Consider the following 22317-nt stretch of genomic DNA (forward strand, 5'->3'; position numbering starts at 1 on the left):
GACCTGTATGACCCGGATCGTTACCCGCCCCGTCGCGCCCGCCGACGCCGAAGCGCTCGCGCGCCACGGCCTGCATCCCGTCCTCGCGCGCCTGTATGCGTCGCGCGGCGTGCAGTCCCCGACCGACATCGAGACGGCCCTCGCGCGCCTCGTCCCGCCCACCGAACTGAAAGGCTGCGCGGACGCCGCGGCGCTGCTCGCCGACGCGATCGCCGACAAGCGGCGCCTGCTGGTCGTCGCCGACTACGACTGTGACGGCGCAACCGCCTGCGCAGTCGCGGTGCGCGGCCTGCGGATGTTCGGCGCGCAGATCGACTACCTGGTGCCGAACCGCTTCGAATACGGCTACGGGCTCACGCCCGAAATCGTCGAACTGGCGGCCGCGCGCAAGCCCGACCTGCTGATCACCGTCGACAACGGGATCGCGAGCGTCGCGGGTGTCGAAGCCGCGAACGCGCGCGGCATCGATGTGCTCGTCACCGACCACCATCTGCCCGGCGACGCGCTGCCCGCCGCGCGCGCGATCGTCAACCCGAACCAGCCCGGCTGCGCGTTCCCGAGCAAGCACATCGCCGGCGTCGGCGTGATGTTCTACGTGCTGCTCGCGCTGCGCGCCGAGCTGCGCCGCCGCGGCGCGTTCGCGAGCAAGGAGGCCGAACCCCGCCTCGACGGACTGCTCGACCTCGTCGCGCTCGGCACCGTCGCCGACGTGGTGCGGCTCGACGGCAACAACCGCGTGCTCGTCGCGCAGGGGCTGCAGCGCATCCGCAACGGCCGCATGCAGCCGGGCATCGCCGCGCTGTTCCGCGCGGCCGGCCGCGAGGCGCGCACCGCATCGGGCTTCGACCTCGGCTTCGGCCTCGGCCCGCGCCTGAACGCCGCCGGGCGGCTCTCGGACATGTCGCTCGGCATCGAGTGCCTGATCACCGACGACATCGGCCGCGCATGGGACCTCGCGCAACAGCTCGACACGATGAACCGCGAGCGCCGCGAGATCGAGGCCGGCATGCAGCAGCAGGCGCTCGCCGATCTCGCCGACGTCGATCCGGCCGACGCATGCACGATCACGCTGTTCAACCCCGAATGGCACCAGGGCGTGATCGGCATCGTCGCCGGGCGGCTCAAGGAGAAGTTCCATCGCCCGTCGTTCACGTTCGCGCATGCGGACGAAGCCGGCACGCGGGTCAAAGGTTCGGGCCGCTCGATTCCCGGCTTCCACCTGCGCGATGCACTCGACCTGGTGTCGAAGCGCGAACCCGACCTGATCGTCGCGTTCGGCGGCCACGCGATGGCGGCCGGCCTCACGCTCGACACCGGCAACGTGCCGCGCTTCGCGGCCGCGTTCGAGGCCGTCGCGCGCGAGTGGTTGTCCGACGACGCGCTGGCGCGCGTGATCGAGACCGACGGCGAACTCGAGGAAGCGTATTTCACGCCGCAGTTCGTCGGGCTGCTCGACGAAGCCGTCTGGGGCCAGGGTTTTCCGGCCCCGCTTTTCTCCGGGGAATTCGACGTCGTGTCGCAGTCGCTCGTGAAGGAAAAGCACCTGAAGCTGCAGTTGGCGCGCGGCCGCCAGCGCTTCAACGCGATCTGGTTCAATCACACCGAGCCGCTGCCGGCGAGCGCGCTGATCGCGTACCGCCTCGTGGCCGACACCTGGAACGGCGTGACGCGCGTCCAGCTGATCGTCGAACATGCGGCCGGCTGAACGCCGCCCGCCCGGCCAACCGGCCCGCGGCACTCGCGGGCCGCATGCGCGCCGCGCCGAACGCGCGGCTGCGGCGCACATGCAAGCACGTTCCGCGTCACCGGGAAACCCCGCCGATCGGCTATAATTCCGCTTTTTTACGAAGCAAGAATAGCGAACGATCATGGAAGCGGAACGTCTCAACGCGATCGAAAGCTCCCTGCTCGACCTGCGCACGCGCGCGGGCGAGCTTCGGGGGTATCTTTGACTACGACGCCAAATCTGCGCGTCTGACCGAAGTCAACAAGGAACTCGAAGACCCGAACGTCTGGAACGATTCGAAGAACGCCCAGGCACTCGGCCGCGAGAAGAAGCTGCTCGAAGGCGTCGTCACGACGCTGACGGCACTCGATAGCGACCTGCGCGATGCGCTCGACCTGTTCGAGCTGGCACGCGAGGAAGGCGACGAAGACACCCTCATCGCATCCGAAGACGACGCGAAGAAGCTCGAAGCGCGCGTCGGCGACATCGAATTCCGCCGGATGTTCTCGAACCCGGCCGACCCGAACAACTGCTTCATCGACATCCAGGCCGGCGCCGGCGGCACCGAGGCGTGCGACTGGGCTTCGATGCTGCTGCGCCAGTACCTGCGCTACTGCGAGCGCAAGGGCTTCAAGGCCGAAGTGCTCGAAGAATCCGACGGCGACGTCGCCGGCATCAAGAACGCGACGGTCAAGGTCACGGGCGAATACGCATACGGCTTCCTGCGCACCGAAACGGGCATTCACCGCCTCGTGCGCAAGTCGCCGTTCGACTCGTCGGGCGGCCGCCACACGTCGTTCTCGTCGGTGTTCGTGTATCCGGAAATCGACGACTCGATCGAAGTCGAAGTCAACCCGGCCGACCTGCGCATCGACACGTACCGCGCCTCGGGCGCCGGCGGCCAGCACATCAACAAGACCGACTCGGCCGTGCGGATCACGCACATGCCGACCGGCATCGTCGTGCAGTGCCAGAACGACCGCTCGCAGCACCGCAACCGTGCCGAAGCGATGGCCATGCTGAAGTCGCGCCTGTACGAAGCCGAAATGCGCAAGCGCCAGGCCGAGCAGGACAAGCTCGAATCGAGCAAGACCGATGTGGGCTGGGGCCACCAGATCCGCTCGTACGTGCTCGACCAGAGCCGCGTGAAGGACCTCCGTACGAACGTCGAAATGAGCAACACGCGAGCCGTGCTCGACGGCGATCTCGACGACTTCATCAGCGCGAGCCTCAAACAGGGCGTGTAAGCGCCGCGGCGCGGCCTCTCCGGTCGCGTCGCCCTTCCCGTTGCGTTGCCGCACCCACTCCGAATTCCGACCATCATGACCGAACCGACCCAAACGCAGCCCGCCGTCGCGGCGGACGAAAACCAGATCATCGCCGAGCGCCGCGAGAAGCTGCGCGCATTGCGCGAGCAAGGCGTCGCCTATCCGAACGATTTCCGGCCGACGCATCACGCCGCCGATCTCCAGGCGAAATTCGCCGACTCGGACAAGGCCGCGCTCGAGGCGAACCCGGTCGAGGTGTCGGTCGCCGGCCGCATGATGCTCAAGCGCGTGATGGGCAAGGCGAGCTTCGCGACGGTGCAGGACGGTTCGGGCCAGATCCAGTTCTTCGTGACGCCGAACGACGTCGGCACGGAAACCTACGACGCATTCAAGAAGTGGGACCTCGGCGACATCGTCGCCGCACGCGGCGTGCTGTTCCGCACCAACAAGGGCGAGCTGTCGGTCCAGTGCAAGGAGCTGCGCCTGCTGTCGAAGGCGCTGCGTCCGCTGCCGGACAAGTTCCACGGCCTCGCCGACCAGGAAATGCGCTACCGCCAGCGCTACGTCGACCTGATCGTCACGCCGGAAACGCGCGACACGTTCCGTGCGCGCACCAAGACCATTGCGTCGATCCGCAAGTTCATGGACAACGCCGACTTCATGGAAGTCGAAACGCCGATGCTGCACCCGATCCCGGGCGGTGCCGCGGCGAAGCCGTTCGTCACGCACCACAACGCGCTCGACATGCAGATGTTCCTGCGTATCGCGCCGGAGCTGTACCTGAAGCGCCTGATCGTCGGCGGCTTCGAACGCGTGTTCGAGATCAACCGCAACTTCCGGAATGAAGGCGTGTCGCCGCGCCACAACCCGGAATTCACGATGATGGAGTTCTACGCCGCGTACACCGACTACCGCTGGCTGATGGACTTCACCGAGCAACTGATCCGCCAGGCGGCGATCGATGCGCTCGGCACCGCGACGATCCAGTACCAGGGTCGCGAGCTCGACCTCGCGAAGCCGTTCCACCGCCTGACGATCACGCAGGCGATCCAGAAGTACGCGCCGCAGTACACCGACGGCCAGCTGTCGGACGACGCGTTCCTGCGCTCCGAACTGAAGCGCCTCGGCGTGGACGTGTCGCAGCCGGCCTTCCTGAATGCCGGCATCGGCGCGCTGCAGCTCGCGCTGTTCGAGGAAACCGCCGAATCGCAGCTGTGGGAGCCGACCTACATCATCGACTACCCGGTCGAGGTGTCGCCGCTCGCACGCGCATCGGATACGGTGCCGGGCATTACCGAGCGTTTCGAACTGTTCATGACCGGCCGCGAGATCGCGAACGGCTTCTCGGAGCTGAACGATCCGGAAGATCAGGCCGCGCGCTTCAAGAAGCAGGTCGAGCAGAAGGATGCAGGCGACGAGGAAGCGATGTTCTTCGACGCCGACTACATCCGCGCGCTCGAACACGGAATGCCGCCGACGGGTGGTTGCGGGATTGGCATCGACCGTCTCGTGATGCTGCTGACCGACAGCCCGACGATTCGCGACGTGCTGCTGTTCCCGCACCTGCGCCGCGAGGACTGACGGCCCCCCGCGTGCGCCGCGCCCCGCGGCGCACGCGTCAGCTTTGTAACCACGCGTAAATCCCGCTCGCCGGCGTTCGCCGGCTTTCGATCCTCCCCCGTTTTATCCCCTCGTCGCGACGGCCCTCTCCGGGTTTTCCCGATAACGCCCGCCTGCTTCCCGCTGCAATTCGTTACACCTTGATACGGTGCGACCCTCGCCCGTGGACGACACTCCTGTTGCGTCACCACGCATGACCACGGGACCAGAACGCGGCGCCGGAACGCCAAGTCTGCTCGCTCCCGAGCGTGGGATCCGGCCAGCGCCAACGTGCGAAGCTGGGTCGACACCGGAGAACAAAATGGACAACCAGAATCAAACCACCCCGCAAAAGCAACGCCTCCACCCGCTTATCGCGACCGCGGCAGGCGCCGTGATCGTCGCGAGCCTCGCGGCCACTGCAGCGATCACGGGCATCTTCCCGAAGGCCAACAGCAATAACGCGCAGAACGGCCAGACCCAGGCCGCGCTGATCGCGTCGCAGCCGGCCGTCGATACGGCCGCTGCAGCCAGCGCCGCGCTCGCCGCGCAGGCGCAACAGCAGGCAGCCGAACAGGCCGCGCAGCAGAAGGCGGCTGCCGAGAAGGCCGCGGCAGCCCAGGTCGAACCGAAGCCCGCGCCGCGCCCGGCAGCCACGCACCGCCGCCATACGCCGGCGCCGCAACCGCCGCAATACGCGCAGCAGCCGTCCGCGCCCGCGCAGCCGGCCTATTGCCAGACCTGCGGCACGGTCGTCGCGATCACGCAGACGCGTACGCCGGGTCAGAGTTCGGGGATCGGTGCGGTCGGCGGCGCAGCGGCCGGCGGCCTGCTCGGCAACCAGTTCGGTCACGGCAACGGCCGCACCGCGATGACGATCATCGGCGCGCTCGGCGGCGGTCTCGCCGGCAACCAGGTCGAGAAGCAGGTGCGCGCGGAAACCGACTACCAGGTACAGGTCCAGATGGAAAGCGGCGCGACGCGCACGTTCACGTACCACAACCCGCCGCCGTTCGGCCAGGGTCAGCGCGTGCGGATCGAGAACGGGACGCTGGTCGGCGCCTGACGCCTGACGCATCGCCGGACAGCCCTTGCGCCGTGCCGGAAATGAAAAAGGCTCGTGAAGCATCACGAGCCTTTTCTTTTTGCGGGAGCCTTGCCGGAGCCACATGGCGCGGGGCGCCAGCGCGAACCTCAGTCTTCGTCGTCGAAGTCGGATTCATCGATCCAGTGGGCCTGGATCGCTTCGAGGATCTTCTCGCCCGAGTGCGCCGGGTCGTCGGTGAAGCCATCCAGATCGATGACCCATTGGCGCAGGTCGACGAAATTGATCTTCTGCGGATCGACGTCCGGATGCTTGTCTGCCAGCGCGATGGCAATTTCACGCGAATCGGTCCATTTCATGACTTGCTCTCCCGTGTACGCGGCGAGTCCGCCCCGCCGGTCCGTCAGTGATTTTCCTTCGCGTGGTTGATCGAGTACTTCGGGATCTCGACCACCAGGTCCGAATCTTCCTTCACGATTGCCTGGCACGACAGGCGCGACGTCGGCTCGAGGCCCCATGCCTTGTCGAGCAGGTCGTCTTCGTCCTCGTCGGACGGATCGAGATCGTTGAAGCCCTCGCGGATCACCACGTGGCAGGTCGTGCATGCGCACGACTTCTCGCATGCATGCTCGATCTCGATCCCGTTGTCGAGCAGGTTGTCGCAAATACTCTTGCCGGGCGTCGCGTCGATCACTGCGCCGTCCGGGCACAGTTCGACGTGAGGCAGCACCACCAGTTGAGGCATGTCCGTTCCGTCAGTCAGAGTGCGGCGGCTGGCGCCGCACGGTTCAATATCGCGCGGGCCGTCGCCGGCCCGCGTGCATTTCGTTCAGATCTCGTCGAGCCGTCGGCCCGACAGTGCGCGCTTGATGCTCTTGTCCATCCGGCGCGCCGCGAATTCGTCGGTGCCGTCGGCCAGCGTCTTGGTCGCGGTTTCGATCGCGTCCGTGTCGTCGCCCTGCGCGATCGTGCGCAGCGCCGCGACGAGCGCGTCGACCTGCGTGCGTTCGGCGTCATCGAGCAATTCGCCGTCGGTCGCCAGCGCCGCCTGCGTCGCCTCGATCATCCGCTCGGCCTCGACCTGCGCTTCGCGCAGCGCGCGCGCGCGCATGTCGATCTCGGCGGTCTTGAAGCTGTCTTCGAGCATCTTCGCGATGTCGTCGTCGGCGAGGCCGTACGACGGCTTCACGACGACCGACGCCTCGACGCCCGAATGTTGCTCGCGCGCGAACACCGACAGCAACCCGTCCGCATCGACCTGATAGGTCACACGGATGCGCGCCGCGCCGGCCGTCATCGGCGGGATGCCGCGCAGCTCGAAGCGCGCGAGCGACCGGCAGTCGGCGACGAGCTCGCGCTCGCCTTGCACGACGTGGATCGCCATCGCGGTCTGGCCATCCTTGAAGGTCGTGAATTCCTGCGCACGCGCGATCGGAATCGTCGAATTGCGCGGAATGATCTTCTCGACGAGACCGCCCATCGTCTCGACGCCGAGCGACAGCGGGATCACGTCGAGCAGCAGCCAGTCGTCGCCGCTGCCGCGATTGCCGGCGAGCAGGTCGGCCTGGATCGCCGCGCCGAGCGCGACGACCTGGTCGGGATCGAGATTGACGAGCGGCGGCTGGCCGAAATGCTTCGCGACCGCCTCGCGGATCACCGGCATGCGCGTCGCGCCGCCGACCAGCACGACACCCTTGATGTCGGCCGGCGTTACCTGCGCGTCGCGCAATGCCTTGCGGGTCGGCGTCAGCGTACGCTGCACGAGCGGCTCGACGAGGGCGGCGAACGTGTCGTGCGAGATCGTCTGCTCGAGCCGGGCACCGTTCGACAGCGTCACGTCGAGCGACGCCTGCGGCGCGGACGACAGCGCTTCCTTCAGCACGCGCACGCGATCGAGCAGCAGGCGCACGTCCTCGGGCGCAAGCGCCTTCGCATCGATCCCGGCATGCGCGAGCACGTGGCCGAACAGCGCGTGGTCGAAATCGTCGCCGCCGAGCGCGGAATCGCCGCCCGCGGCCAGCACTTCGAACACGCCCTTGGTCAGCTTCAGGATCGACAGGTCGAACGTGCCGCCGCCGAGGTCGTACACCGCGTAGAGGCCTTCGGCCGCGTTGTCGAGACCATAGGCGATCGCGGCCGCGGTCGGTTCGTTCAGCAGGCGCAGGACGTTGATGCCCGCGAGACGCGCGGCGTCCTTCGTCGCCTGGCGCTGAGCGTCATCGAAGTATGCGGGCACCGTGATCACCGCGCCGACCAGTTCGTCGCCGAGCGTGTCTTCCGCGCGGTAACGCAGCGTCGCGAGAATCTCGGCCGACACTTCGACCGGACTCTTCACGCCGTCGATCGTGCGGATCTGCACCATGCCCGGTGCATCGACGAATTCGTAAGGCGCGTTTGCCGCGCCTTCGACCTCGGCCTTGCCGCGGCCCATGAAGCGCTTGACCGACACGATCGTGTTGCGCGGATCGGTCGCGGCCTGCTCCTTCGCTTCGTGACCGATGCGGCGGCCGCCCTTCTCCAGATAACGGACCACCGACGGCAGCAGCACGCGGCCCGCCTCGTCCGGCAGCACTTCGGGCACGCTGTTGCGCACGGCCGCGACGAGCGAGTTCGTCGTGCCGAGATCGATCCCGACAGCGAGTCGCCGCTGGTGCGGCGCCGGCGCCATGCCCGGTTCGGAAATTTGCAGTAAAGCCATCTTGGTTCGTTCGGGCGCTCGGCCCGTTTGCTGCGCGTGCCGCGAGGCACGCGGTTAAGTTTCGAGGCGCTCGATCTGCGCGCCCACTTCCGACGCGACCCGTTCGATGAACATCAGCTGGCGCACGGCTTCGGCTGCGGCCTGGTCGGCTGCGCTATCGAGCAGCGTGCCGAGGCGCTCGAGGCGCACGCGCTTTTCGTCGCGCAATTCGGCGAGCAGCGCATCGAGCGCATCGACGTTGCGGGCGGCAGCGGCATCCTCGATGCCTTCGCGCCACTCCATCTGCTGCATCAGGAACGCGGGCTCCATCGCGGTGTTGTTTTCGGCACCGATGTCGACGCCGCGCAGCGACAGCAGATAGGTCGCGCGTTTCAGCGGATCGCGCAGCGTGCGGTAGGCTTCGTTCGCACGGGTCGCCCATTGCATCGCGATGCGCTTTTGCGCGTCGCCGGCCGCCGCGAAGCGGTCCGGGTGGACCTGCGTCTGCACGGTGCGATACGCGCTGTCGAGCGCAGCCTCGTCGAGCGCGAATTGCGCCGGCAGGTGAAACAGATCGAAGTGGCTGTCTTTCAGCGAAACCATCGTCGCGTTCAATTCCGGTTCGTCGCGCGGCAAACGCCGCACATTAAAAAGGCGGCTCGTGCCGCCTCTTGCCCGCATCGCGCGGATACCCGCGTCACACGCGGAACGATTCGCCGCAACCGCACTCGTCCTTCACGTTCGGGTTGTTGAACTTGAACCCTTCGTTCAGGCCTTCGCGTGCAAAGTCGAGCTCGGTGCCGTCGATGTACGCGAGGCTTTTCGGGTCGACGACGACCTTCACGCCATGGCTCTCGAACACCTGATCCTCGGGGGCCAACTCGTCGACATACTCGAGCTTGTACGCGAGCCCCGAGCACCCGGTCGTGCGAACGCCAAGCCGCAGGCCCACACCCTTGCCGCGACGGACGAGGTATTTCTGGACGTGCTGTGCTGCTTTTTCGGTCAGTGTAATTGCCATGATGTCCTTGCCGCGGCGCGCCACCCGGGCCCGCCGCGTTCCTTCACAAGCCGCTCGATGGCGCTCAGGCCGCTGCCTGATCGCCTTCCTTCGTGTCGTGGCGCTTCTTGTAGTCGGCCACGGCTGCCTTGATCGCGTCTTCCGCGAGAATCGAGCAGTGAATCTTCACCGGCGGCAGGGCCAGCTCTTCGGCGATCTGCGTGTTCTTGATCGACAGCGCCTCGTCGAGGGTCTTGCCCTTCACCCATTCGGTCACGAGCGAGCTCGACGCGATCGCCGAACCGCAGCCGTACGTCTTGAACTTTGCGTCTTCGATCACGCCGTCCGCGCCGACGCGGATCTGCAGCTTCATCACGTCGCCGCAGGCCGGCGCGCCGACCATGCCCGTGCCGACCGCGTCGTCGTCTTTCGCGAACGAACCGACGTTACGCGGGTTTTCGTAGTGATCCAGAACCTTGTTGCTGTATGACATGACTCAGACTCCTTGACTCGTTACGTCTGCGTGCGCAAATCCGCCCGCGAATGTATTCAATGCGGTGTTCAGTGTGCAGCCCATTCGATCGTCGACAGATCGATGCCTTCCTGGTGCATTTCCCAGAGCGGCGACAGTTCGCGCAGCTTCGCGATCTTGCTGTTCAGCAGTGCGATCACGAAGTCGACTTCCTGCTCCGTCGTGAAGCGACCGACCGTGAAGCGGATCGAGCTGTGCGCGAGTTCGTCGTTGCGGCCGAGTGCACGCAGCACGTACGACGGCTCCAGCGACGCCGACGTGCACGCCGAGCCCGACGACACCGCGACGTCCTTGATCGCCATGATCAGTGACTCGCCTTCGACGAAGTTGAAACTGATGTTCAGGTTGTGCGGAACACGGTGCTCCATGTCGCCGTTCACGTACGTTTCCTCGATCTGCGACAGGCCGCGCAGCAGCTTGTCGCGCAGCATGCGGATGCGCTCGTTCTCGGTCGCCATTTCTTCACGCGCGATGCGGAACGCTTCACCCATGCCGACGATCTGGTGCGTCGCCAGCGTGCCCGAACGCATCCCGCGCTCGTGGCCGCCGCCGTGCATCTGCGCTTCGATGCGCACCCGCGGCTTGCGGCGCACGTACAGCGCGCCGATGCCCTTCGGGCCGTAGGTCTTGTGCGCCGAGAACGACATCAGGTCGACCTTCAGCTTCGCGAGGTCGATCTCGACCTTGCCGGTCGACTGTGCGGCGTCGACGTGGAACACGATGCCCTTCTCGCGGCAGATTTCACCGATCGTCTCGATGTCCTGGATCACGCCGATCTCGTTGTTCACGTGCATGACCGACACGAGGATCGTGTCCGGGCGCAGCGCGGCCTTGAACACGTCGAGGTCGATCAGGCCGTCTTCCTTCACGTCGAGATAGGTGACTTCGAAGCCGTCGCGCTCGAGCTCGCGGCAGGTATCGAGCACGGCCTTGTGCTCGGTCTTCACCGTGATGATGTGCTTGCCCTTGCCCTTGTAGAAGTTCGCGGCACCCTTGATGGCAAGGTTGTCCGATTCCGTCGCGCCGGACGTCCAGATGATCTCGCGCGGATCCGCGTTCACGAGCGCAGCCACCTGCTCGCGCGCTTCCTCGACCGCGCGTTCCGCGTCCCAGCCGTATGCGTGGCTGCGCGACGCCGGGTTGCCGAACTGCTCGCGCAGGTACGGCACCATCTTGTCGACCACGCGCGGGTCGACCGGCGTCGTCGCGCTGTAATCCATGTAGATGGGCAGGTGGAGAGTCTCTTGGGTCATCTGTCGCTCCGGGAATTCTGTGCAGGGACTATGTGCGTTATGGGGTGTGCGGCGCGTTCGCGCTCACGAACTCGCGATGTTGAACACCGAATTGGGACCGAGCGGCATCGTGCGCACCGGTTCGGCCGGTGCCGCGACGGGCTCCGGCGTGCGCCGGTCGCGCAGCACCGCGGGTGCGCCCTCGCGTGCGCGCTGCTGATCGACGAGATCCTGCAGCGATACCGAATCGAGGTACTCGACCATTTTCTGGTTCAGGGTCGACCACAGCTCGTGCGTCATGCAATGGCCGTCGGGCTGCTTCGAGCCGTCGCACGTGCCTTTGCCGCCGCACTGCGTGGCGTCGAGCGGTTCATCGACCGCGATGATGATGTCGGCGACGGTGACGTCCTGCGCGCGGCGCGCGAGGTTGTAGCCGCCGCCCGGACCGCGCACGGATTCGACGATTTCATGCCTGCGCAGCTTGCCGAACAGCTGTTCGAGATACGAGAGCGAAATCCGCTGGCGCTGGCTGATGCCTGCAAGCGTCACCGGGCCCTGCTCCTGGCGCAGTGCCAAGTCAATCATCGCCGTGACGGCGAAACGGCCTTTGGTGGTGAGTCTCATGGTGTCTAGGGGACTGCAATCTTGACGATTTTGGTCAAGTATAAATATTTGACGATTTTAGTCAAGTATCCATGTCTTCGACAGGGTATTCGCAGATCGCTGAATACCTCGCCGCGATCAGTGTGCGGCGCTGCTGCGGAGGGTATCGAGCAGGCCCGCGCACGCGCGCTCGACCTGGTCGAGCACCTGTTCGAAGCCCTGCGCGCCGCCGAAATAAGGATCCGCCACTTCGATCTCGGTCGCGCCCGGCGCGAATTCCATCAGGAGGCGCACCTTGTCGCGATGCTCGGGCGGGCAGCGCCGCCGCAATTCCGCGAAATTGGCCTCGTCCATCGCCAGCAGCAGATCGAACCGCTCGAAATCCACCGCGCTCACTTGCCGCGCCCGCAGCGCCGACAGGTCGTAGCCGCGCGTACGCGCCGCCGCCTGCGCGCGCGTGTCGGGCGGCTCGCCGACGTGCCAGTCGCCCGTCCCGGCCGAATCGATCGCGATCCGGTCGGCCAGCCCGGCCGCGTCGACCTGGTGGCGCATCACGCCTTCCGCCGTGGGCGAACGGCAGATGTTGCCGAGACAGACGAAACAGATCGCAACGCGGGACATCGCACTCTCGAAAAGCCGCGGTGAACCGCGTGGAAGAAGAACGCGCCATTATACAAAGGCGCCCGGAATCGCGCCGCCGCGCAAAGCGACGGCGGCGTGACTTACAGCGCCTTGGGTGCGGCGAGCGCGACGTCGCCGGATACGGCCGGCAACGGCTTCGCCGCGTCGCCGACCAGCCCGAACGACACCGCGCGCGCGAGTTCGGCCGATGCCTGATGAACGGCGATCGGGCCACGCGACGGCGCGTCGGCCATCGCGTGCAAATAAGCGACCGCGGCGAGCGGGACGACGATTGCCAGCGGCCAGTACATCGATATTGTCTTTCTCATGATGCGGCTCCTTGACCTCATGCCCCGAAACCCGATTCCGGGGACTACAGGCAGGATTCTATAGACCGCACCTATCGAGATAAATACATGAATAGCGAACGCACTGTTGTCGCTCGATGAACAGTGGTCAGCCGAGGTGGCTTTGGGACGCCGCGTACAGCTCGCGGAACGTGCGCCCGGTCGGCGTCGGCATGTCGCGCGTGTCCATCCAGCCGCCCATCGTTGGCAGGCGCCGCAGCGTGCCGCCATTGCCGCCCAGCCGCTCGAGGATGCGCACCGCGAGCTTGGTCGTCAGCGCATACAGCATCGGCCGGCGCGCGACGAAGCCCCACGCGGCGAGCGCGGCGCGCTCGCGCCACGGCCGCAGATGCCGCTCGACCTGTTTCTCGCGCAGCGTACGAAGCAAGTGCGACAACGGGATCCCGGCCGGGCACACGCTGTCGCATTCGCCGCACAGCGTCGCGGCCTGCGGCAAGTCGAGCGCTTGGTCGATCCCCACGTAGCTCGGTGTCAGCACCGAGCCCATCGGGCCCGGATAGACCCATCCGTACGCGTGCCCGCCGACCTTCTGATATACCGGGCAGTGGTTCATGCATGCGCCGCAGCGAATGCAGCGCAGCATCTCCTGGAATTCGCCGCCGATCAGGCCCGTCCGACCGCCGTCGACGAGCACCACGTAGTTGTGCTCCGGGCCGTCCTCGTCGCCGGGGCCGCGCGGCCCGGTGAGCAGCGAGAAATAGTTCGAGGTCTTCTGCCCGGTCGCCGAGCGCGGCAGCAGACGCATCGCGGTCGCGAGATCCTCGAGCGTCGGCAGCACCTTCTCGATGCCCGTCACCGCGACATGCACGCGCGGCATCACCGTGCACATCCCTTCGTTGCCTTCGTTCGTGACGACCGCGACCGACCCCGTCTCGGCGATCACGAAGTTGCCGCCCGTCACCCCCATGTCGGCCGACAGGAAATGCGGGCGCAGCACCTCACGCGCCTCGCGCGTCATGTCGGGGATCTCGGTCAGCCGCTCGCGGTGGTGCGTGCGCGCGAACAGGTCCGCGATCTCGTCCTTGTCCTTGTGCACGACGGGCGCGATGATGTGGCTCGGCGGCTCGTTGTCGTTGATCTGCAGGATGTATTCGCCCAGGTCCGTCTCGATCGACTGCACGCCCATCTCGGCGAGCACCGCGTTCAGGCGCATTTCCTCGGACACCATCGACTTCGTCTTGATGACCTTCTTCACGTCGTGGCGTCGCGCGATGTCGGCGACGAGCCGCGCGGCGTCGGCGGTCGTTTCCGCGAACAGCACCGTCGTACCGCGCCGCGTCGCCTCGCGTTCGAATGCCTCGAGCCACACGTCGAGATTCTCCAGTGCACGGTTGCGGCGCGCCTTCAGCGCGGCGCGCGTCGCCTGGAAGTCGATCTCGGTCATCGCGTCGGCGCGTGCGGACACGAACTTCGTCGACAGCTTCTTCAGGTTCTGCTGCAGGCGCTGGTCGGCCAGCTTCTGGCCGGCACGGGCCTTGAAATGCATCGATTGGACTTGCATCGCGGTATCGGGGAAAAGTGAGCGGAACCGGGCGTCAGACGTCGCCCGCCAGCACCTGCGCGACGTGCAGCACGCGCGTGTCGCGGTCGCCCGTGCGGCGCAACCGTCCTTCGATGTTCAGCATGCAGCCGAGATCGCCGAGCACGACGGCGCCCGCGCCGGATGCGCGGACATTCGCGCATTTCTCGTCCGCGATGGCCGCCGAAATGTCGCCGTACTTGACCGCGAACGTGCCGCCGAAGCCGCAGCAGTGCTCGCAATCCTTCATCTCGGTGACGGCCACGCCGCGCTGCGCGAGCAGCGCGCGCGGCTGCGCCTTCACGCCGAGCTCGCGCAGGCCCGAGCACGAGTCGTGATAGGTGACCGGCCCAGTGAATTCGCCGGGCGCGAGCGTCACCTTCGCGACGTTCGCGAGGAAATCGGTCAGTTCATAGACTTTCTGCTGAAATCGCGCATAGCGCCCCATCAGTTCGGGGTCGTCGCGGAACAGGTCGCCGTAGTGCGTGCGGATCATGCCGCCGCACGAGCCCGACGGCGCGACGACGTAGTCGAACTGCTCGAACTCGCGCAGCGTCTTTTCGGCGAGATCGCGTGCGAGCGCGCGATCGCCCGAGTTGTAGGCCGGCTGGCCACAGCAGGTTTGCGCGGGCGGCACGAATACCTCGTAGCCGGCTTCGCGAATCAGTTTCAGCGCGGAAAAACCGATTTCCGGACGCATCAGGTCGACCAGGCAGGTCACGAACAAACCGACTCGCATATGCGCTCCTTCGAGAAAACGGCTCTCATTATCCGCCGTTTGGCCGGCGAGACCAACGCCGGCGCGTATGCAAGCGCGCACGGCCGGAAACGAGGACTTCCTCGAACGGCGTTCGCTTTTTTCACGATACGAGATACAATCGACGCAACACCGCTTGATGCGTCAACCGATTCCCCCCCCGACATGAGCCAACCCACCCCGGATTCCAAAACGTCGATCCAGGTGATCGAACGCATGATGCGGCTGCTGGACGCGCTCGCCGCGCACAGCGACCCCGTCAGCCTGAAGGAGCTTGCGCAGCGCACCGAACTTCATCCGTCGACCGCGCACCGTATCCTCAACGACATGGTGACCTGCCGCTTGGTCGACCGCTCCGACCCCGGCACCTACCGGCTCGGCATGAGGCTGCTCGAGCTCGGCAACCTCGTGAAGGCGCGCCTGTCGGTACGCGACGCCGCGCTGATGCCGATGCGCGAACTGCATCGCCTGACCGGCCAGACCGTGAACCTGTCGGTACGCCAGGGCGACGAAATCGTCTATATCGAGCGCGCGTATTCGGAGCGCTCGGGGATGCAGGTCGTCCGCGCGATCGGCGGCCGCGCGCCGCTGCACCTGACATCGGTCGGCAAGCTGTTTCTCGCGGTCGACGAAACGTCGCGCGTGCGCGCCTACGCGACGCGCACCGGGCTGTCCGGCCATACGCAGAACAGCATTACCGACATCGCGAAGCTCGAGCGCGAACTGACGCTCGTGCGCCAGCAATCGTGCGCGCGCGACAACGAGGAACTGGAGCTGGGCGTGCGCTGTATCGCGGCCGGCATCTACGACGACTCGGGCAAGCTCGTCGCGGGCCTGTCGCTGTCGGCACCGGCCGATCGCCTGCAGGACGCGTGGCTCGGCCAGTTGAGCCGCACCGCCCTCACCATTTCGGAATCGCTCGGCTACCGGCCGGAGCCCACGAAGGACGCCGAAGGGCTGCAACGGCACGCATGACCCGCACCGCCCGCCGTTCGACGGCCGGACGAAAAAAAGCCCCGCGATTGCGGGGCTTTTTGTTTGCGGCGACGGCACGGCGGCGAACCGCCGTGGCGCGATCAGGTACCGCCGTTCGCCGTATTGGCCGCCGTCAGGCGCTCGCCGCCGCCGGCGTCGAGCCAGTTGCGCAGGCGCGCCGCGTCGGCGAAGCGCGAGTACTTGCCGAACGAATCCAGCAACACCATCACCATCGGCCGGCCGTGGATAGTCGCCTGCATCACGAGACATTCGCCGGCCTCGTTGATGAAGCCCGTTTTCTGCAGGCCGATGTCCCACGAGCCGTTGCCACGGATCAGCGCGTTCGTGCTGTTGTAGATCAGGTTGCGCTTGCCCGTATTGACTTCGTACGTGCGATCGGTCGAGAACTGGCGAATCATCGGGTACTGGTACGCCGCATTGACCATCTTCACGAGGTCGCGCGCGCTCGACACGTTCGAGCTCGACAGGCCCGTCGAATTCTCGAAGTGCGTGTCGTTCATGCCGAGCGACTTCGCCTTCGCGTTCATCGCGGCGATGAACGCCGGACGGCCGCCCGGGTAGTAGCGCGACAGCGCGGCAGCGGCACGGTTTTCCGACGCCATCAGCGCGATGTGCAGCATGTCCTCGCGCGACAGGACCGAGCCGACCGACAGGCGCGAGCCCGTGCCTTTCTCGTAGTCGCGGTCTTCGTCGGTGACTTCGATCTGGTCGGTCATCGGCGACTTCGAGTCGAGCACGACCATCGCCGTCATCAGCTTCGAGATCGACGCGATCGGCACGACGGCGTGCGAATTCTTGTCGAACAGCGGCTCGCCGGTGTTCTGGTCGACGACGTACGCGACGCTCGAGCGCAGCGCGAGCGCGTCCGGCGTGTCGTGCAGGCCGAATGCCTGGCCGACCGTCGGGCGACGCGGCTGGAACGCGACCTTGCGCACCGCACCACGGTGGCCGTGTACGTTCGACGCGAGCGTCGCGCGCTTGCGCGTGGCCTTCGGCGCATCGGCCGCGACGTTGGCGGATTTCGCGGAAGCGGCCTTCACCGTCTTCTTCTTCGCCGAGGAAGTGGAAGCGGCTTTCTTGGCGGCCTGGTGGGTCTTCGCAGTGGCGGCAAAGGCGTCAGCGGGTGCGACGGACGCAGCGGTCGCCAGCAAGGCGACGGCGACCGACACAGCCGTGCCGAGCGTCATGCTCTGCAACAATCTGCGCGGTGAAAACGATTCGGCTTTCATTGGGGTCTGGACAAAGCGGGCGGGAGTTTCCGCAAGTGTAGTTAAAGCTGAAAAAAAGAGCAATATTAGGCACTTACCGATCGTCGTTAAACCGGAATGTAAGAGTTGACCAACGACGAGTCGATCAACCCTCCCGCTCCCATCGAAAAAATTGATGAGATGCGCTGCCCGACAGCACCCGTCTCCCGATTACCACGCGGTTAATTGAGATAACGTCACTTTGGCGACGAAATAAAGCGGGGAAAGTACGTACCCGGCGCTCGGTGTGCCAGCGGCACCGGTGTCGACCGCGGCGGCGGCACGTCGCCACGGCACGCGCATTGAAACGGCGCGCTTTTCGACAGGAGCAGAAGCATAACGTTCCACATGCCTGTCAGGTTTACCTGTGCATGATCATTGTGCGCCGCGCCTTCCCCAGCCAGGTGCGCACCATGTGGGAACACGCCTGAAACCGATTCCGAATCGTCATGATAACTCGTTGTTTTATCGATAATTTGTCGCGATTGTGCAACGCACAAAAAATACTTGACAAGCGTTTTCTCTGCCCTAAAATACGACTCATTGCTGCGTTGCACAAAGCACGCGGCTCCGAGGTTCCCCAGCGTAGTGCCCCCTTACCCCCTGCGATCGACGCGATCGCTTTTCAGGAGCTTGACATGTCCTTGCTGACCCCCGAGCAAATCGCCGCCGCACAGAAAGCCAACCTCGAAAGCCTGTTCGGTCTGACGACCAAGGCGTTCGAAGGCGTCGAAAAGCTGATCGAACTCAACCTGCAGGTCGTGAAGTCGTCGCTGGCGGAAAGCCAGGAAAACGCGCAGCGCCTGCTGTCGGTGAAGGACGCGCAGGAACTGATCGCGCTGCAAGCGAGCCTGTCGCAGCCGGTCGCGGAAAAGGTGCTCTCGTACAGCCGTCACCTGTATGAAATCGCCTCGTCGACGCAAGCCGAGTTCGCGAAGGTTGCCGAAGCGCAATTCGATGAGCAGAACAAGAAGGTCCAGGCACTCGTCGACAACGTCGCGAAGAACGCCCCGGCCGGTTCGGAAACGGCTGTCGCCGCACTGAAGTCGGCACTGAACGCAGCGAACACGACGTACGAAACGGTCCAGAAGGCTGCCAAGCAAGCCGTCGAGATCGCCGAAACGAACTTCAACGCGGCTGCCGCTGTCGCGACGAAGGCTGCGAGCGCTGCTGCATCGCGCCGTTCGAGCAAGCCGGCCGCGTAAGCGTCCCCTGCTCCTGAAAAAGCCGCGCACTGCGCGGCTTTTTTCGTTTCCGGCGTCGGAACATCCGGGCATCCGGTCGTTGCCGTTGCGTTGGTGCATTGCCGTCGGTTGCGGGCAAAAGAAAACGCCGCCGTCCGGATATCCCGGGCGGCGGCGTTTTTCGTGGCCGGAACAAGGCCGACACAAGGCCTGCCATGCCGGTCGCGTTACTTCTTGCGTTGCGGCGGCAGGTCCGTGCAGACGCCTTCGTACAGCTCGGCGGCCATGCCGACCGATTCGCCGAGCGTCGGGTGCGGATGGATCGTCTTGCCGATGTCTTCCGCGTCCGCGCCCATCTCGACGGCGAGGCACACTTCGCTGATCAGGTCGCCCGCGTTCAGGCCGACGATGCCGCCGCCGATCACGCGATGGGTTTCCTCGTCGAAGATCAGCTTCGTGAAGCCTTCGTCGCGGCCGTTCGCGATCGCGCGACCCGATGCGGCCCACGGGAACACGGCCTTGCCGTACTTGATGCCTTCGGCCTTGCACTGGTCTTCCGTCTTGCCGGCCCAGGCCACTTCCGGATCCGTGTACGCCACCGACGGGATCTGCAGCGCATCGAAGTATGCCTTCTCGCCGTGCGCGGCTTCCGCTGCGACGTGGCCTTCATGCACGGCCTTGTGCGCGAGCATCGGCTGACCGACGACGTCGCCGATCGCGAAGATGTGCGGGACGTTCGTGCGCATCTGCTTGTCGACGTCGATGAAGCCGCGGTCGGTGACCGCGACGCCGGCCTTGTCGGCACCGATCTTCTTGCCGTTCGGGCTGCGGCCCACCGCGACGAGCACGAGGTCGTAGCGCTGCGCTTCCGCCGGCGCCTTCTCGCCCTCGAACTTGACGTAGATGCCGTCTTCCTTCGCTTCCGCGCCGACCGTCTTGGTCTTCAGCATCACGTTGCCGAAGCGCTTCGCGTTGTACTTTTCCCAGACCTTCACGAGATCGCGGTCCGCGCCCATCATCAGGCCGTCCATCATTTCGACCACATCGATCTCGGCGCCGAGCGTCGCGTACACCGTTGCCATTTCGAGGCCGATGATGCCGCCGCCGATCACGAGCATGCGCTTGGGCAGCTGGCGCAGTTCGAGCGCGCCCGTCGAATCGACGACGCGCGGGTCTTCCGGCATGAACGGCAGCTTCACGGCTTGCGAGCCCGCGGCGATGATCGCCTGCTTGAACTTGACGACCTTCTTGCCGTTTTCGCCCTGCACTTCCATGTGATACGGATCGACGAATGCGCCGACGCCCGTGACGACTTCGACCTTGCGCGCCTTCGCCATGCCGGCGAGGCCCGTCGTCAGCTTCTTGACGACGCCGCCCTTGAAGTCGCGAAGCTTGTCGAGATCGACCTCCGGCTTGCCGAACGTGATGCCGTGCGACGCCAGCGCCGCGGCTTCGTCGATGACGAGTGCCGTGTGCAGCAGCGCCTTCGACGGGATGCAACCGACGTTCAGGCACACGCCGCCGAGCGTCGAGTAGCGTTCGACCAGCACCGTCTTCATGCCGAGGTCGGCTGAGCGGAACGCGGCCGAGTAGCCGCCGGGGCCGGCGCCGAGCACGAGCATGTCGCACTCGATGTCGGCGGCACCTGCGTAGCTGCCGGCTTGCGGCGCGGGTGCAGGAGCGGCTGCGGGTGCAGCGGCCGGGGCCGGTGCTGCGGCCTTCGCGGGTTCGGCTGCTTTCGCGGGGGCGGCGGCGCCTGCCGTTGCTTCGACGATGGCGATGACCGTGCCTTGCGAGACTTTCTCGCCGGCCTTGACCTTGACTTCCTTGACCGTGCCGGCGACGTCGCTGGGCACTTCCATGGAGGCTTTGTCCGATTCGAGCGTGATGAGCGTTTGCTCTTTTTCGATCACGTCGCCCGGCTTCACGTTGACTTCGATGACATCGACGCCGCTGAAATCGCCGATATCCGGAACCTTGACTTCGATGAGACTCATTACTGTCCCCTTCTTGATTAGCTGCAGACAGAGAGGGAGCTGCTCGCGGAAGAACTACGGCCTGGCGAGAGAACGCGCACATGGGCAGGACCACCTTTGCCGTCCGCCCAAGGACGCGCCTTTCTTTTGGTTACTTTTCTTTGGAAGACAAAGAAAAGTGACCGCCGCCCCGCGCAGGGGCGACGCTAGCAGACCGTCAAGAAAGCCAGTTCAACGACGAGGCATGGATAACCGACAAAAAACCCACGCCCCGCGAGCAAACTCCCCGCTCATCAAAGAATGATGCGACGGAAATCGGCAAGCAACGCACCGAGATACGCATTGAACCGCGCGGCTTCCGCGCCATCGATGACACGATGGTCATACGACAGCGACAGCGGCAGCGTCAGACGCGGCACGAACTGCTTGCCGTCCCACACCGGCTTCATCTGGCCGCGCGACAACCCGAGGATCGCGACTTCCGGCGCGTTGATGATCGGCGTGAAGTTGGTGCCGCCGATCCCGCCGAGCGACGAGATCGAGAAGCAGCCGCCCTGCATCTGGTCCGGCTTGAGCTTGCCGTCGCGCGCGGCCTTCGACAGCTCGGCCATTTCCTTCGCGATGTCGACGAGGCCCTTTTTGTCCGCGTCGCGGATCACCGGCACGACGAGACCGTTCGGCGTGTCCGCGGCGAAACCGATGTGGTAGTACTGCTTGAACACCAGGTTGTCGCCGTCGAGGCTGGCGTTGAAGGTCGGGAACTTCTTCAGCGCGGCGACGACCGCCTTGATCACGAATGCGAGCATCGTGAATTTCACACCGGCCTTCTCGTGCTCCTTGTTCAGTTGCACGCGCAGCGCTTCGAGCTCGGTGATGTCCGCTTCGTCGTTGTTCGTGACGTGCGGGATCATCACCCAGTTGCGATGCAGGTTCGCGCCCGAGATCTTCTTGATGCGCGACAGCGGCTTCGCCTCGAACGGGCCGAACTTCGAGAAGTCGACCTTCGGCCACGGCAGCAGGTTCAGCTCGCCGCCGCCTGCCGGCGCGGCTGCTGCGCCCGGCGCTGCGCGCTGGCCCGTCATCACGCCCTTCACGAAGCCCGTGATGTCGTCCTTCGTGATACGGCCCTTCGGACCGCTACCCTGCACGCGTGCGACTTCGACGCCGAGTTCGCGCGCGAACTTGCGCACGGACGGCGATGCGTGGCTCGCGCGATACTCGCCCGACGGTGCAGCGGCCGGCGCGGCAGCAGCCGGAGCCGGCGCAGCCTTCGCGGGTGCCGGTGCGGCGGCGGGAGCCGGCGCGGCAGCGGCCGGTGCCGGTGCGCTCGCTTGCGGCGCGGCGGCAGGCGCTGCGCCGGCGGCGTCGAGCAGCACGATCAGCGTGCCTTCCGACACCGAATCGCCCACCTTGACCTTGATTTCCTTCACGACGCCGGCGGCCGGGCTCGGCACGTCCATCGTCGCCTTGTCCGATTCGAGCGTGACGAGCGATTGCTCCTTCTCGACCGTGTCGCCGACCTTCACGCCGATCTCGATCACCGGGACGTCCTTGTAGTCGCCGATGTCGGGTACCTTCACCTCGAGCGTGCCACCCGCAGCGGCGGGTGCGGCAGCCGGCGCTGCTGCAGCCGGTGCCGGCGCTGCCGCCGGTGCGGGAGCTGCTGCCGGCGCGGCCGCGCCGTTCACCTGCGCCGCGGCACCGCCTTCGAGCAGGATGATCAACGAGCCTTCCGACACGGAATCGCCCACCTTGATCTTCACTTCCTTGACCGTGCCGGCTGCCGGGCTCGGGACGTCCATCGTCGCCTTGTCCGATTCGAGCGTGACGAGCGACTGCTCGGGCTCGACCGTGTCGCCCACCTTCACGAGCACCTCGATGACGGGCACGTCCTTGTAATCGCCGATATCCGGCACCTTCACTTCGATCGCTTGACTCATCTTTTTGTGTCTCCATGGCCGCGCGCG

The 22317-nt window shown here is 65.8% G+C and carries 21 protein-coding genes; 6 read left to right on the plus strand and 15 right to left on the minus strand.

Translation table 11 applies throughout. The features are described 5' to 3' along the window. The first annotated feature begins 7 nt into the window (after window positions 1–7). The 4 genes from recJ to ACT2FV_RS27425 all read left to right on the plus strand — a co-directional run bounded on the left by recJ (window position 8) and on the right by ACT2FV_RS27425 (window position 5659). Window positions 8–1705, plus strand: a complete 1698-nt coding sequence (gene recJ / locus ACT2FV_RS27410) for a single-stranded-DNA-specific exonuclease RecJ (RefSeq protein WP_059608402.1) — start codon at window positions 8–10, stop codon at window positions 1703–1705. A gap of 163 nt (window positions 1706–1868) precedes the next feature. Continuing rightward, window positions 1869–2973, plus strand: a protein-coding gene (gene prfB / locus ACT2FV_RS27415; protein WP_105787638.1) for a peptide chain release factor 2 whose coding sequence is annotated in 2 segments (ribosomal slippage) — window positions 1869–1949 and window positions 1951–2973 — 1104 coding nt in all. Because the reading frame shifts where the segments join, the coding sequence is not laid out codon by codon here. A 75-nt stretch (window positions 2974–3048) separates the two neighbouring features. Then, a complete protein-coding gene (gene lysS, locus ACT2FV_RS27420) occupies window positions 3049–4575 on the plus strand; it encodes a lysine--tRNA ligase (RefSeq protein WP_124622328.1) in 1527 nt (508 codons plus the stop codon). Between the two features lie 340 nt (window positions 4576–4915). Further along, window positions 4916–5659 carry a glycine zipper 2TM domain-containing protein gene (locus ACT2FV_RS27425; RefSeq protein ID WP_124622326.1) on the plus strand — a complete coding sequence of 248 codons (744 nt, stop codon included), beginning with the start codon at window positions 4916–4918 and terminating at the stop codon, window positions 5657–5659. A 128-nt stretch (window positions 5660–5787) separates the two neighbouring features. Here the strand turns inward: ACT2FV_RS27425 and iscX are convergent, their stop codons facing one another. From iscX to ACT2FV_RS27485, 12 genes are all read right to left on the minus strand, one after another. Then, window positions 5788–5997 (minus strand): Fe-S cluster assembly protein IscX, encoded by a 210-nt coding sequence (gene iscX / locus ACT2FV_RS27430; protein ID WP_059608404.1) that lies wholly within the window; start codon window positions 5995–5997, stop codon window positions 5788–5790. Between the two features lie 44 nt (window positions 5998–6041). Next, the gene (gene fdx, locus ACT2FV_RS27435; RefSeq protein ID WP_059464189.1) at window positions 6042–6383 is read right to left on the minus strand and encodes an ISC system 2Fe-2S type ferredoxin; all 342 of its coding nucleotides are present in this window, start codon (window positions 6381–6383) and stop codon (window positions 6042–6044) included. 84 nt (window positions 6384–6467) lie between these two features. Further along, on the minus strand, window positions 6468–8336 hold the full coding sequence (hscA, locus tag ACT2FV_RS27440) for a Fe-S protein assembly chaperone HscA (protein WP_124903495.1): 1869 nt from the start codon (window positions 8334–8336) through the stop codon (window positions 6468–6470). 54 nt (window positions 8337–8390) lie between these two features. Continuing rightward, the gene (hscB, locus tag ACT2FV_RS27445; RefSeq protein ID WP_034176899.1) at window positions 8391–8918 is read right to left on the minus strand and encodes a Fe-S protein assembly co-chaperone HscB; all 528 of its coding nucleotides are present in this window, start codon (window positions 8916–8918) and stop codon (window positions 8391–8393) included. Window positions 8919–9012: 94 nt separating this feature from the next. After that, window positions 9013–9336: an iron-sulfur cluster assembly protein IscA gene (gene iscA, locus ACT2FV_RS27450; protein WP_011885413.1), complete on the minus strand. Its 324-nt coding sequence runs from the start codon at window positions 9334–9336 to the stop codon at window positions 9013–9015. Window positions 9337–9400: 64 nt separating this feature from the next. Beyond that, entirely contained in the window at window positions 9401–9808 is a 408-nt protein-coding gene (gene iscU / locus ACT2FV_RS27455; protein ID WP_009691729.1) for a Fe-S cluster assembly scaffold IscU, read from the minus strand. Window positions 9809–9876: 68 nt separating this feature from the next. Further along, entirely contained in the window at window positions 9877–11100 is a 1224-nt protein-coding gene (locus tag ACT2FV_RS27460) for an IscS subfamily cysteine desulfurase (protein WP_124622322.1), read from the minus strand. 63 nt (window positions 11101–11163) lie between these two features. Further along, window positions 11164–11703, minus strand: a complete 540-nt coding sequence (iscR, locus tag ACT2FV_RS27465; RefSeq protein ID WP_009691731.1) for a Fe-S cluster assembly transcriptional regulator IscR — start codon at window positions 11701–11703, stop codon at window positions 11164–11166. A gap of 117 nt (window positions 11704–11820) precedes the next feature. Continuing rightward, a complete protein-coding gene (locus tag ACT2FV_RS27470) occupies window positions 11821–12303 on the minus strand; it encodes a low molecular weight protein-tyrosine-phosphatase (protein ID WP_124903497.1) in 483 nt (160 codons plus the stop codon). Between the two features lie 101 nt (window positions 12304–12404). After that, complete coding sequence (locus ACT2FV_RS27475; RefSeq protein WP_059608408.1) at window positions 12405–12632, minus strand: hypothetical protein; 228 nt, start codon at window positions 12630–12632, stop codon at window positions 12405–12407. Between the two features lie 127 nt (window positions 12633–12759). Continuing rightward, window positions 12760–14172, minus strand: a complete 1413-nt coding sequence (locus tag ACT2FV_RS27480; protein WP_444505167.1) for a lactate utilization protein B — start codon at window positions 14170–14172, stop codon at window positions 12760–12762. Window positions 14173–14206: 34 nt separating this feature from the next. Continuing rightward, window positions 14207–14929, minus strand: coding sequence for a (Fe-S)-binding protein (locus ACT2FV_RS27485; RefSeq protein ID WP_059535864.1), 723 nt, complete (start codon window positions 14927–14929; stop codon window positions 14207–14209). A gap of 183 nt (window positions 14930–15112) precedes the next feature. Here ACT2FV_RS27485 and ACT2FV_RS27490 point away from each other — a divergent pair, with 183 nt between their 5' ends. Next, complete coding sequence (locus ACT2FV_RS27490) at window positions 15113–15922, plus strand: IclR family transcriptional regulator (protein WP_059608410.1); 810 nt, start codon at window positions 15113–15115, stop codon at window positions 15920–15922. A gap of 101 nt (window positions 15923–16023) precedes the next feature. Here ACT2FV_RS27490 and pbpG read toward each other — a convergent pair whose 3' ends face one another. Beyond that, window positions 16024–17172 (minus strand): D-alanyl-D-alanine endopeptidase, encoded by a 1149-nt coding sequence (pbpG, locus tag ACT2FV_RS27495; protein WP_059608411.1) that lies wholly within the window; start codon window positions 17170–17172, stop codon window positions 16024–16026. Window positions 17173–17828: 656 nt separating this feature from the next. Here pbpG and ACT2FV_RS27500 point away from each other — a divergent pair. Next, on the plus strand, window positions 17829–18395 hold the full coding sequence (locus ACT2FV_RS27500) for a phasin family protein (RefSeq protein WP_059608412.1): 567 nt from the start codon (window positions 17829–17831) through the stop codon (window positions 18393–18395). A 206-nt stretch (window positions 18396–18601) separates the two neighbouring features. On the opposite strand, the gene lpdA is transcribed toward ACT2FV_RS27500, so the two are convergent. Together lpdA and aceF are read right to left on the minus strand one after the other, a co-directional pair. Beyond that, window positions 18602–20371: a dihydrolipoyl dehydrogenase gene (gene lpdA, locus ACT2FV_RS27505; RefSeq protein WP_444505168.1), complete on the minus strand. Its 1770-nt coding sequence runs from the start codon at window positions 20369–20371 to the stop codon at window positions 18602–18604. A gap of 272 nt (window positions 20372–20643) precedes the next feature. After that, window positions 20644–22290 (minus strand): dihydrolipoyllysine-residue acetyltransferase, encoded by a 1647-nt coding sequence (gene aceF, locus ACT2FV_RS27510; protein WP_444505169.1) that lies wholly within the window; start codon window positions 22288–22290, stop codon window positions 20644–20646. Window positions 22291–22317 lie beyond the last annotated feature (27 nt).

The sequence above is a fragment of the Burkholderia sp. PR2 genome, assembly GCF_052372875.1.
Classification (GTDB): Bacteria; Pseudomonadota; Gammaproteobacteria; order Burkholderiales; family Burkholderiaceae; genus Burkholderia; species Burkholderia diffusa.